Source organism: Frankia canadensis (assembly GCF_900197875.1).
GTDB classification, from domain to species: Bacteria; Actinomycetota; Actinomycetes; order Frankiales; family Frankiaceae; genus Frankia; species Frankia canadensis.
Map to the genome: position 1 here is coordinate 39,339 of NZ_FZMO01000179.1, position 11,734 is coordinate 51,072.

General features: G+C 71.0%; 14 protein-coding genes. 9 read left to right on the forward strand and 5 right to left on the reverse strand.

The window, feature by feature from the left end; all coding sequences use genetic code 11:
* Positions 1–390: 390 nt before the first annotated feature.
* The 8 genes from atpB to C1A33_RS15740 all read left to right on the forward strand — a co-directional run bounded on the left by atpB (position 391) and on the right by C1A33_RS15740 (position 7,710).
* Complete coding sequence (gene atpB, locus C1A33_RS15705; RefSeq protein WP_101832255.1) at positions 391–1,263, forward strand: F0F1 ATP synthase subunit A; 873 nt, start codon at positions 391–393, stop codon at positions 1,261–1,263.
* Positions 1,264–1,323: 60 nt separating this feature from the next.
* Positions 1,324–1,569, forward strand: a complete 246-nt coding sequence (locus C1A33_RS15710) for an ATP synthase subunit c family protein (RefSeq protein WP_101832241.1) — start codon at positions 1,324–1,326, stop codon at positions 1,567–1,569.
* Between the two features lie 15 nt (positions 1,570–1,584).
* Positions 1,585–2,178, forward strand: a complete 594-nt coding sequence (locus tag C1A33_RS15715) for a F0F1 ATP synthase subunit B (RefSeq protein WP_101832242.1) — start codon at positions 1,585–1,587, stop codon at positions 2,176–2,178.
* A 2-nt stretch (positions 2,179–2,180) separates the two neighbouring features.
* Positions 2,181–3,011 carry a F0F1 ATP synthase subunit delta gene (locus tag C1A33_RS15720; RefSeq protein WP_101832243.1) on the forward strand — a complete coding sequence of 277 codons (831 nt, stop codon included), beginning with the start codon at positions 2,181–2,183 and terminating at the stop codon, positions 3,009–3,011.
* 104 nt (positions 3,012–3,115) lie between these two features.
* The gene (gene atpA, locus C1A33_RS15725; protein ID WP_101832244.1) at positions 3,116–4,771 is read left to right on the forward strand and encodes a F0F1 ATP synthase subunit alpha; all 1,656 of its coding nucleotides are present in this window, start codon (positions 3,116–3,118) and stop codon (positions 4,769–4,771) included.
* Positions 4,772–4,774: 3 nt separating this feature from the next.
* Positions 4,775–5,671, forward strand: a complete 897-nt coding sequence (locus C1A33_RS15730; protein ID WP_101832245.1) for a F0F1 ATP synthase subunit gamma — start codon at positions 4,775–4,777, stop codon at positions 5,669–5,671.
* Between the two features lie 342 nt (positions 5,672–6,013).
* Complete coding sequence (gene atpD, locus C1A33_RS15735) at positions 6,014–7,453, forward strand: F0F1 ATP synthase subunit beta (protein ID WP_101832246.1); 1,440 nt, start codon at positions 6,014–6,016, stop codon at positions 7,451–7,453.
* A complete protein-coding gene (locus C1A33_RS15740) occupies positions 7,453–7,710 on the forward strand; it encodes a F0F1 ATP synthase subunit epsilon (RefSeq protein ID WP_101832247.1) in 258 nt (85 codons plus the stop codon). The genes atpD and C1A33_RS15740 overlap by 1 nt, the downstream gene beginning before the upstream one ends.
* Before the next feature lie 119 nt (positions 7,711–7,829).
* On the opposite strand, the gene C1A33_RS15745 is transcribed toward C1A33_RS15740, so the two are convergent.
* The 5 genes from C1A33_RS15745 to C1A33_RS15765 all read right to left on the reverse strand — a co-directional run bounded on the left by C1A33_RS15745 (position 7,830) and on the right by C1A33_RS15765 (position 11,261).
* Positions 7,830–8,171, reverse strand: a complete 342-nt coding sequence (locus C1A33_RS15745) for a type II toxin-antitoxin system PemK/MazF family toxin (protein ID WP_101832248.1) — start codon at positions 8,169–8,171, stop codon at positions 7,830–7,832.
* Positions 8,168–8,467 (reverse strand): hypothetical protein, encoded by a 300-nt coding sequence (locus C1A33_RS15750; RefSeq protein ID WP_243407592.1) that lies wholly within the window; start codon positions 8,465–8,467, stop codon positions 8,168–8,170. The genes C1A33_RS15745 and C1A33_RS15750 overlap by 4 nt, the downstream gene beginning before the upstream one ends.
* Positions 8,468–8,621: 154 nt before the next feature.
* The gene (locus tag C1A33_RS15755) at positions 8,622–9,194 is read right to left on the reverse strand and encodes a cob(I)yrinic acid a,c-diamide adenosyltransferase (protein ID WP_101832249.1); all 573 of its coding nucleotides are present in this window, start codon (positions 9,192–9,194) and stop codon (positions 8,622–8,624) included.
* A gap of 149 nt (positions 9,195–9,343) precedes the next feature.
* Complete coding sequence (locus tag C1A33_RS15760) at positions 9,344–10,180, reverse strand: hypothetical protein (protein WP_243407593.1); 837 nt, start codon at positions 10,178–10,180, stop codon at positions 9,344–9,346.
* A 34-nt stretch (positions 10,181–10,214) separates the two neighbouring features.
* A complete protein-coding gene (locus C1A33_RS15765) occupies positions 10,215–11,261 on the reverse strand; it encodes a hypothetical protein (RefSeq protein WP_243407594.1) in 1,047 nt (348 codons plus the stop codon).
* Positions 11,262–11,459: 198 nt separating this feature from the next.
* Between C1A33_RS15765 and C1A33_RS38365 the strand changes: the two genes are divergently transcribed.
* The coding region (locus C1A33_RS38365) for an NUDIX hydrolase (protein WP_480014436.1) at positions 11,460–11,734 on the forward strand (275 nt) is incomplete at its 3' end.

The following is an 11,734-nucleotide window of genomic DNA, read 5'->3' on the forward strand; positions in this document are numbered from 1 at the left end:
GCCGCACCCCGTGCGCATCCGGGCACCGGGTCGACCGGGGTCGGGAAGGCAGCCGCCGACCTGAACTTGACGTCATAAGGTGGTCACGCAGTGTGGAAACACCATCAACGGAGCGAAACCCGCGGACAACGCGCGCATGAACCACGATGAACCTCGAAGCGAGTTGGTGCCTGTGGCGCGCCGGTGTGGATAGTATCGCGGGCAACAGGACGTCGGCCTGCCGACACCCATCAGGGGTTGGGCTTGTCGGGCCGTCCTTCGTAGCGCTGCCACCGGTTGGCGACAGGTCGTTCTTCGGTGTGGGCGTGTCGTGCGAACCCGGTAGGGTGGGGGCAATCTGCCGCCAGCACGGCAAGCTCGCTCAGCCGTGGGTGCCTAACCTATGTGATCATGGAGGTGTTGGTCGTGCCAGTCCTCGCTGATGAGGGCTTCCAGGGCCCCACGAAGGAGGTCTTCCAGACCCCGCACTGGTTTGACGTCGAGGTCGGCTCGGCCCACTTCTACCTCAACAAGGCCACTGGTCTCACGCTCTTCGCCGCCCTGTTCGTCGGTGTGATCTTCTGGCTGGGCTTCCGTCAAGCTAGAATCATACCCCGCGGTCTCCAGAACCTGTGCGAGTCGGTGTACGACTTCGTGGATCTGCAGATCGCCCGCGGCGTCATCGGGGAGAAGGGCGCGCGGTACACGCCGTACCTGCTGATCCTTTTCAGCTTCGTGCTGGTCTGCAACGTCCTCGCGGTGATCCCGGCGGCCCAGTTCCCGGCGACCTCGCGCATCGCGGTGCCGATGGTCCTCGCGGTGATCACCTGGGTGATGTTCAACTACGCCGGCATCAGGGCCAACGGCGCCGGCGCGTACTTCAAGGAGCTGATCGACCCGGCACCGACGGCGCCGTTCGCCATCCGGCTGCTGCTGGCCCCGATCGAGATCCTGTCGACGCTGATCGTGCGGCCCTTCACGCTGGCGATCCGGTTGTTCGCGAACATGTTCGCCGGTCACCTCCTGCTGCTGGTCTTCTCGCTGGGCGCGGACTACCTGCTGCCCAAGCCGCCGTTTGTCTTCGGTGTCGCGTCGCTGCTCGTGGCGATCATCCTCACGGCGTTCGAGCTCGTCATCGATGTTCTCCAGGCGTACATCATCACCATCCTGACCGCCGCCTACATCGGCGGAGCGATGGCGCACGGAGGAGAGCACGAGGTAGCTCCGTCCGAGGATCTCGCCGAGCACGCCCCGACAGGCGTGCCGGTCGCGGCCCACGCCTAGTTTCCCGCCACTCCCCAAGAGCACCGGCGAGCCCGGTGCCCGACTGAAGAGGAAAGCACCGTGCCCGACCCCACCCTCATCCTCGCCGCCAAGGACTCCGTCTCCGGGAGCCTCGGGGCCGTGGCCTACGGCCTCGCGGCCATCGGCCCCGGCATCGGTATCGGCCTCATCTTCGGTCTCGGCGTGCAGGCGATCGCCCGTCAGCCCGAGGCGGAGCAGGTCGCCTTCCGGTACATGCTGATCGGGTTCGCGCTCGCCGAGGCCCTCGCGCTCATCGGCTTCGTCGTTCCCTTCGTCTTCCCGTAAACCGCGGAGGGGACCATGAGCGCGACAGCCAGCATTCTTCTCGCCGCGAGCGAGAGCGGCGGACACGACGAGAACGTCCTGATCCCGCCGCTGAGCGAACTGATCATTGGCACCGTGGCGTTCGGTCTGCTCGTGGCCTTCTTCTTCTGGAAGGTCCGGCCGCAGATCAGCCGGGTCTACGCCGAGCGCACCGACCGCATCGAGGGCGGGCTCGCCCGCGCCGAGGCGGCACAGAACGAGGCCCAGGCCCTGCTCGAGCAGTACCGCGCGCAGCTGGCCGACGCCCGGGCCGAGGCGGGGCGCATCCGCGAGGAGGCGCACTCCGAGGGCCGGCAGATCGTCGAGGAGCTGCGGGCGACCGCGGCCCGCGAGGTCGCCGAGCTGAAGGACCGCGCCGACGCGCAGCTCGCGGCCGACCGCGCCCAGATCGTGGCGCAGATCCGCCGTGAGGTCGGCGATCTCGCGATCGACCTGGCCTCGAAGATCGTCGGATACCAGGTGGAGAGCAGCGCCACCCAGTCCAGGCTCGTCGAGGACTTCATCGCCGCGCTGGACAACTCGGCCGAGGGCGCGGGCAGCGCTCCCGCGCCGGTGGGTCCGGGAGGCTGACGGTGGAGGGAGCCTCAAGGCATGGGCTCGCCGCCGCGCGGGCGACCCTCGACCAGGTCCTGGCGACCGCACCCGGCGGGACGGCCGCTGCGGACGCCGGACGGGTGGCCGACGACCTGCGGGCCGTCGCCGAGCTGCTCGCCGGCGAGCCGACCATCCGGCGGGCACTGACCGACCCGGGTGCGCCGGTCGCGGCACGCACCGAGCTGGTCGCCCGGCTGCTGGGCACGCAGATCGATCCGGCGAGCCTGGCGATCACCCAGACCGCGGTCGGCGCCCGCTGGTCGCGGCCGTCCGACCTGCGGTTCGCGCTGGTCGAACTGGGCGTCGAGGCGCTGCTGGTCGCGGCCGAGCGGGACGGGGCGCTGGAGGAGGTCGAGGACGAGCTGTTCCGGTTCGGCCGGATCCTCGCCCAGTTCCCCGAGCTCGCCCTGGCCCTCACCGACCCGGCGGCGCCGGCGTCGGTGAAGGACGGGCTGCTGACCCGGCTGCTGTCGGGGAAGGCCCACCCGGTCACCCTGCGGCTGTCCCAGCAGGCCGCCGCCGACCGGATCCACGGTGACGTCGAGCGTCGCCTGGCCGACTTCAGTCGGATCGCCGCCGCCCGACGGGGTCGGGTCGTGGCGATCGTACGCACGGCGGTGCCGTTGGGCGACGAGGTCGTCGCCCGTCTCGGTGCCGCAGTCAGCCGGTACTTCGGCCGCCAGATCCAGATCCAGGTCGACCTCGATCCCGCCCTGCTGGGCGGCGTCGTGGTACAGGTCGGCGACGAGGTGGTCGACGGCAGCGTGCTGCGCCGTCTGAACGCCGCGCGCCGGACGATGCTCCGGTAGTCGGGTGCGGTCGTGATCGTGACAGTTCCCCCGACCACCGCCGCGGCGTCGGCGGCACCCAGGCGACCTGCCCGCCCAGCGATGAACGACGAAGGACGTAAGCGATGACTGAACTCTCCATCCGGCCGGAGGAGATCCGCGACGCCCTACGGGAGTACGTCGACTCGTTCCAGGCCACCTCCGCCGGCCGGGAGGAGGTCGGCCGGGTCGTCGTCACCGGTGACGGCATCGCCCGCGTCGAGGGTCTCCCGCACACGATGACCAACGAGCTGCTGGAGTTCCACGGCGGCGTGCTCGGCCTCGCGCTCAACCTCGAGGTCGGCGAGATCGGCACCGTCATCCTCGGCGAGTCCGAACACATCGAGGAGGGCCAGGAGGTCCGCCGCACCGGCGAGATCCTCTCGGTCCCGGTCGGTGACGGCTTCCTCGGCCGGGTCGTCGACCCGCTGGGCCGCCCGATCGACGGCCTCGGCGAGATCCAGGCCGCCGGGACGCGGGCCCTGGAACTTCAGGCGCCGACCGTCGTCCAGCGCCAGCCGGTCAAGGAGCCGCTGCAGACGGGCATCAAGGCGATCGACGCCATGACCGCCATCGGCCGCGGCCAGCGCCAGCTGATCATCGGCGACCGGCAGACCGGCAAGACCACGGTGGCCATCGACGCGATCATCAACCAGCGGGACAACTGGGCTTCCGGTGATCCCAAGCGTCAGGTCAAGTGCGTCTACGTGGCCGTCGGCCAGAAGAAGACGACCATCCGCGAGGTGGTGAACACCCTCGAGGAGGCCGGCGCGCTGGCCTACACCACGATCGTCGCCGCCCCCGCGGACGAGCCGGCCGGCTTCAAGTACATCGCGCCGTACTCCGGTTCCGCGATCGCCCAGCACTGGATGTACAACGGCCAGCACTCGCTGATCGTCTTCGACGACCTGTCCAAGCAGGCCGAGGCGTACCGGGCGATCTCGCTGCTGCTGCGCCGTCCGCCGGGCCGCGAGGCGTACCCCGGCGACGTGTTCTACCTGCACTCCCGCCTGCTGGAGCGCTGCGCGAAGCTGTCCGACGAGCTCGGCGGCGGGTCGCTGACCGGACTGCCGATCATCGAGACGAAGGCCAGCGACATCTCGGCCTACATCCCGACGAACGTCATCTCGATCACCGACGGGCAGATCTTCCTCGAGGCGGACCTGTTCAACCAGGGTGTGCGGCCCGCCATCAACGTCGGCACCTCGGTGTCGCGCGTCGGCGGCAGCGCCCAGACCAAGGCGATGAAGTCGGTCGCCGGCCGTCTGCGTCTGGACCTGGCCCAGTACCGCGAGCTGGAGGCGTTCTCCGCGTTCGGCTCCGACCTGGACAAGGCCTCGCGCGACCAGCTGGCCCGCGGTGCGCGGCTGGTCGAGCTGCTCAAGCAGCCGCAGAACCAGCCGTACGCCACCGAGCGGCAGGTCGTGTCGATCTGGGCCGGCACCACCGGCAAGCTCGACGACGTGCCGGTCGCCGACATCCGGCGCTTCGAGGCGGAGTTCCTGGACTACGTCGGCCGGTCGTTCGCGGCGGTCTACGACGCGATCGTCACGTCCGGCAAGCTCAGCGACGACACGATCGCGGAGCTCACGCGGGCCATCGGGGAGTACAAGAAGCAGTTCACCCTCTCCGACGGTCAGCCGCTGGTCAACGAGCCGGCCGTCAGCCCGCTCGCGGCCGGAGCGGTGCGGCAGGAGTCCATCCCGGTGCACCGGCCCGCGCGCTCCAGCGACGAGGGCTGATCCATGGCGGGGCAGCTTCGTGAGTACCGGCGGCGGATCAAGTCGGTACAGTCGACGAAGAAGATCACCAAGGCGATGGAGCTGATCGCGGCTTCGCGCATCGCCAAGGCACGGGCCCGCGTCGCCGCGTCGCGGCCCTACGCCGAGGAGATCACCCGGGTCATCGAGGCGGTGGCGTCGCAGACCACGGTCAGCCATCCGCTCACCACCGAGCACCCGCAGGCGGTTCGGGCGGCGGTCGTGGTGATCACCAGCGACCGCGGCCTGGCCGGCGGCTACAGCTCGAACGCGCTCAAGCGCACCAACGAGCTGGTCGAGCTGCTGCGCTCGGAGGGCAAGGAGATCACGCTGCACGTCGTCGGGCGCAAGGGAGTGGGCTACTTCCGCTTCCGCGGCCGGGCGATCGACGGCGAGTACACCGGCTTCTCCGAGCAGCCGACCTACGCCGACGCGAAGTCGGTGGCGGACGCGCTGATCGCGTCGTTCGTCGCGGACGCCGCGGACGGCGGGGTGGACGAGATCCACGTCGTGCACACCGAGTACCTCTCGGCGCTCACCCAGTCGCCGGTCGCCCGGCGGCTGCTGCCGATGGTGCTCACCGAGACCGACGAGCCCCCGGTGCACGGCCCGCTGCCCCAGTACGAGTTCGAACCGTCCGCGGAGGCGGTGCTCGACGCGCTCCTGCCCCGGTATGTCGAGAGCCGTCTGTACGCGGCGATGCTGGAGTCGGCGGCGTCGGAGTCGGCGGCGAGGCAGCGGGCGATGAAGTCGGCGACGGACAACGCCGAGGAACTCGTCCGCACCTACACCCGTCAGGCGAACCGGGCCCGCCAGGACGCCATCACCCAGGAGATCTCCGAGATCGTCGGTGGTGCGAACGCCCTGGCCTCGGCATCCTGAGGTCAGCGGGAGCACGCGGTGACGAGACGGCGACGCGTGGTCGGGCGGCGAGGCCGCCCGCCATGCCGTCGCCTTTTCGGACACATTAGGTGACACTGAGGGTGGGGGCCCGTCGGACCGACGGGCCCCGCCGGGGTACAGGCGTCCTCGCGCGGGGGGACGCGCGGCGACCGACCACCCCGCGGACGTCGACCAGAACGACGTCGATCAGAACGTAGAAGTGTGGCGCCGGCGGTGACGGCGGGCGGGGACGAGCCCCACCGCACCGGTGGCGCCGGAGGTGCCAGAGAACGGCTAGCCCGAGGCTGCGGCGACGGGCAACGATGGGAAACTGAGGACGCCATGACCGTCACCACCAGCTCGCCGGCCACGGCGGAGGGCCGGGCCCCGGGAGTCGGCCGGGTCGCCCGAGTCATCGGACCGGTCGTCGACGTGGAGTTCGCTCCCGACGAACTCCCCGAGATCTATCACGCGCTGCAGGTCGACCGTACGATCGGCGACCAGACCGCCACGCTGACCCTCGAGGTCGCCCAGCACATCGGTGACAACACCGTGCGGGCCATCTCGATGCAGCAGACCGACGGCCTGGTCCGCGGCGCGGCGGTGCGCGACACCGGCGCGCCGATCTCCGTACCGGTCGGCGACGCCACCAAGGGGCACGTGTTCAACGTGCTCGGCACACCCCTGGACGTCGACAAGATCGATGCCGAGACCTACTGGCCGATCCACCGGACGGCCCCGCCGTTCGCCGAGCTCGAGTCCAAGACCGAGATGTTCACCACCGGCATCAAGGTCATCGACCTGCTCGCGCCGTACGTGCGCGGTGGGAAGATCGGCCTGTTCGGCGGTGCCGGCGTCGGCAAGACCGTCATCATCCAGGAGATGATCCGCCGGGTCGCCAAGGAGTTCGGTGGCGTGTCGGTGTTCGCCGGCGTCGGCGAGCGCACCCGTGAGGGCAACGACCTGTTCCTGGAGATGACCGAGGCCGGCGTCATCGAGGACACGGCGCTCGTCTTCGGCCAGATGGACGAGCCGCCGGGCACCCGGCTGCGGGTGGCGCTGGGCGCGCTGACCATGGCCGAGTACTTCCGGGACGTCCAGAAGCAGGACGTGCTGCTGTTCATCGACAACATCTTCCGGTTCACCCAGGCCGGTTCCGAGGTGTCGACGCTGCTCGGCCGGATGCCCTCCGCCGTGGGTTACCAGCCCACGCTGGCCGACGAGATGGGCGTGCTGCAGGAGCGGATCACCTCGACCCGCGGTCGTTCGATCACCTCGCTGCAGGCGATCTACGTCCCCGCGGACGACCTGACCGACCCGGCGCCGGCGACGACGTTCACCCACCTCGACGCCCAGACGGTGCTCGACCGGGCGATCTCCGACCTCGGCATCTACCCCGCGGTCAGCCCGCTCGACTCGAACTCCCGGATCCTCGACCCGCGCCACATCGGGCAGGAGCACTACGACACCGCCCGCGAGGTGCAGCGGATCCTGCAGCGATACAAGGACCTGCAGGACATCATCGCCATCCTCGGCATCGACGAGCTCTCCGAAGAGGACAAGATCCTCGTCAACCGGGCCCGGCGGATCCAGCGGTTCCTGTCGCAGCCGTTCTTCGTCGCGGAGCAGTTCACCAACATCCCCGGCAAGTTCGTGCCCCTGGACGAGACGATCGACTCGTTCAAACGGCTCACCCAGGGCGACTTCGACCACCTGCCCGAGCAGGCGTTCTTCATGTGCGGTGGCATCGAGGACGCGGAGAAGAACGCGGAGAACCTCTGATGCCGATGCGCGTGGCGATCGTCTCGCCCGAGCAGGAGGTGTGGTCCGGCGAGGCCGACATGGTCGTCGCCCGGACCACCGATGGTGATCTCGGTGTGCTGCCCGGCCACGTCTCGCTGCTCGGGGTGCTCGCCCCTGGCGGCACCGTGCGGGTCAAGACCGGCGGCCGCGAGGTCACGGCCGAGGTCGACGGCGGCTTCATCTCCGTCACCAAGCAGGGCGTGAGCATCCTCGCGGAGACGGCGACCCTGGGCTGACGCCCGGCGCGCCGGCTCCCCGAGCCGAGAACGACGACGGCCGCGTTCCCCGAGCATCCGGGGGCGCGGCCGTTCTGTATCTCCGGTCGTTCTGTGTCGCGGGTCGTGCCGCCGGTGGTCTACAGCTCCAGCAGGAACTTCAGGGCCTCGGTCATCCGCAGCAGATGGTCCGGGCCCACGACGCCGAGCCGGCGGGTGAAGCGCCGCTGGGACACCGACTTGACGTCCTCGACCTTGGCGTAGCTCGTCTCGCGCAGCCCGCTGCCGCCGGGAGCGAGCTCGACGTGGGAGGGTAGCCCGCGGTTGGTCCGGGTGACCGGTACGACGATGGACAGGCCCGCGCGGCTCCGGTTGAGCCGATCCGCGGACACGACCACCGCCGGCCGACGCAGCCCCTGTTCGTGACCCACCGGTTCGCCGAAGTCGACCATCCACACCTCGCCGCGGCGAGGGGAGATCACTCCACGCCACCCCGCGACGAGCCGTCGGGCAGCAGGCCGTCCCGTGGCATCCCGTCGGGTAGCAGGCCGTCTCTCAGGGCCGGTGCCTGCGCCGATCGCTCGGCCTCGACCTCGTCCCAAGCGCCCTCGTCGTCGGCGAGGCGTTCATAGCCGGCCTCGAAGCCGCGCCAGAACAGCTCGCGCTCGTACGCCTCGACGGCCTCGTCGATGATGGTCTGCATCTGCTGGCCGGTGGTCGCGGCCATGGCCGCGACCCGCTGCCGCGTCCTGTCGCTCACGCGCACCGTGGTACTCATGATCGCCAGTCTACAATTGGGTTGACTGTGCTGTCGACCCTCGGGTAGTGGGCGTAACGCGGCCATCCCTCGATCCGCGCCGCGCGCGGCTCGTCCCGGGCGTTCTCGCCTTGCCGCGTTTCTCGCCTCGCGCTGTCAGCGCCCGGGGACGGCCTCAGGCGTGTGCGCCCGGGCGCCACAGGACGTCGCCGTCGGGATTGGCCACCCGGGCGAGGATGAACAGCAGGTCGGAGAGCCGGTTGAGGTACTGGGCCGGCAGTGGCCCGGTCCGCTCGGGCTCGGCGTCGAGCAGCGCCCAGGTGGCTCGCTCGGCCCGGCGGGCGACGGTGCGCGCCGTATGGAGCAACGCGGCCCCGGGCGTGCCGCCGGGCAGGATGAACGAGGCGAGCTTCGGCAGGTCGGCGTTGAACCGGTCGCACGCCTCCTCCAGCCGCTGCACGTACGCCTCGGTGATCCGCAGCGGCGGGTAGGCGGGCTCGGCCACCACCGGGGTGCACAGGTCGGCGCCGACGTCGAACAGGTCGTTCTGCACCTGCCCGAGCACCTCCCGCACCTCGTCGGCCAGGTCGCCGAGGGCGAGCGCGACACCGATGGCGGCGTTCGCCTCGTCGACGTCGGCGTAGGCGGCCAGGCGCGGATCCGTCTTCGCCACCCGCGACATGTCGCCGAGCGCCGTCGTCCCGTCGTCGCCGGTCCGCGTGTAGATCCGGGTCAGATGCACCGCCATGCCACCACTCTAGGTCGCGACCGTGGTCCACAGCCCCCGGAGTCCCTGCCTACCGACAGCTTTGTCCACCGGCGGCCCTGGCGCGCCCGCCTACTCCTCGGCCGTCCGGTGGGACTGCGAGACTCACGTCCGTCGGCCCGATGTGTCCGTCAGAGGCGGGCGTAGAGGAGGGTGGCGTCGTCGCTACGGCTGAAGCGGGGGACGCGGGTGCGGGTGGGGTCGGCGTTCTCGGCGGCGCGGAGGCGGTCGAGCAGGTCGTCGCCGCGGCCGGCGGCGAGCTCGTCGAGCAGCGCGTCCTCGTCTGCGACAAGCCCGAAGGGATGGACGCAGCGGGCGTAACCGTCCGACATGACAGCGATCTCGGTGCCCGGCGGCGCCGCGATGCTGATCACGAACGCGTGCCCGGCGGCGGCCGGCTCGTCGGCGAGCACCCACAGGCCGGCCGGGGTGTTGCGCCGCGCCCGTCGTTCGCGGCTGGCGGCGCGCTCGCGGGCATAGGCCTCGGCGGCGTCCACGCCCCGGTCGAGCTCGGCGTGGATCCGGGCGAGCAGCGCCTCCTCGACCCCATCGAACTGTGGGTCGGTGAAGGTCCGCGCTGCGGCGCCGGGGGCGCGCAGCACGACGGGACTGTCGCCGAGCAGACAGAGCTCGAGTCTGTCACCGACCTGCCGGACCAGGCTCAGCGTCGCCGTGGGGAACTCGCTTCGCCTCCCCTCGGCTCCGGCCGCCGCACCTGCCCCATCGGTGCCGTCCCGACTTCCGACGCAGCCGTCGTCCCCGTCCCCAGCGCCGCCCTCCGAACCGAGGCCGAGGCGCCGTCCCTCGTCGCGGACGTGCTCGACGAGCTCGCGCAGCACCGCGCGGATCGGCCGTCCGGCCCAGGCGGCCCGGCTCAGATGGGCGCTGGCGGTGGCCGCGAGCCAGGCGGCGGGGGACTGGTCGCCGACCAGTGCCTCGCCACCGAGCGGGGTCGCGCCGTCGATCACCCAGAGCCCGTCGGGGCGGGCTCCGGCCGCGTCCTCAGAACGCGGCTTGTCCGAGCGACTGATGGACCGCAACACCCGCACCCGTCGGCCCCCACCCCGTCCACAGACATCCCGCCGCCACGAGTATCGCCCCCACCACCGCGGGCACCAGCCGCCGGCGGGCGGACCCGTCGCCGGCCGCCGGGACGAGCAGGACGTGGAAGCCCCAGAACACCAGCAGCGTCACACCCCCTGCCAGGGTCAGCAGCCCCGCGGCGGGCCGGGCGGGCTGGCCGGCGGCGATGTTCGCCGACGTGGTGATGAACGCGATGACCGCCGCGAGCAGACCCATGATCTCCAGGACCTGGCCGCGGACCTGGCGCAGCTCGCGGGTGGCCTCCGCCTGCCGGGCGGCGAGCCGCTCGGCCTCCTGGGCGTACTGGATCCGGGCCCGGATGAGCTGGTAGTCACCGATGCGCAGGGGATACTCCGCGCCGGCGCTGTCCTCGTCCTCGATCGCCCGGGCGATGCTCGCCCGAGCGGTGGCGAACGCGCCGCGGGACGTCGCGATGCGCGCGTGGGTGGCGTGATAGCGGGCGTACCTGCCGTCGCTGAGCGCGATCGCCTGCCGGACGTACCGCTCCGCCTCGAGCAGCATCGGCTGGTCTGGTTCGGGTTCCCGCTCGTGCCGGTCGACGATGATCTCGGCGGCGAGGTGGAGCACGCCCGGCACGCCACGCAGCCGCCGCGCCGCCTCGAGCGCGTAGGTCAGCGCGGCGTCCAGGTTCGCGGGATCGCCGTCGAGCGTCGCGTAGTACTCCGCCTGGAGGAAGAAGAACATCGGGTGCTCGCCGAAGCGGGCCTGATAGCGATCGGTGTTCGCGCGGTGGAGCCGGTGGTCCTTGCGCCGCCAGGCGCGGGCCTGCAGGCAGTAGAACGCGTTGAACCGGGTCTGCTCGGGCAGGTCGCCGTCCTCGATGGCCGCGCCGAGCGCCTCGTCCGTGGCATCCGGCGCGGCGAGCAGCTCGCGGGCGGCCGCCCCGAACCCTGGATCGGTCGCGGCCGGCAGCCCGCCCAGACGCTCCGCCAGCGCCCCGATCACCCGAGGTGCCGTGGAGAAAACGGTACGTTCACCACGTGCATTCCGTGAGCGTAGCCGCCGTAACCCTCCGAAACGATGCGATCCTCTGTATCCGTCGTCGGGACTCGGGAGACTGGCAGATTCCTGGCGGCGTTCTCGAACGCGGCGAGACGACAAGACGGGCTGTGCCGGGAGGTCTTCGAGGAGACCGGCGCCTTGGTGCGGCCGGCCCGGTTGACAGGGGTGTACCTCAACCTCCCGCTCGGAGTCGTGGCGATGGTGTTCCTCTGCGAGCTCGTCGAGGACACGACCATGACCAGCACCGAGGAGTCGGCCGAAGTCCGGTGGCTGTCCTTGGACGAGGTGCGGGCCAGGTTCGTGCCCGCGTTCGCGGTGCGGGTGACGGACGCGGTGAGCGGAGACGGGGAGACGTTCGTACGGACGCATGACGGGATGTCGGTGCTGGTGGGGACGGACGGGGGTGAGGGGGACGC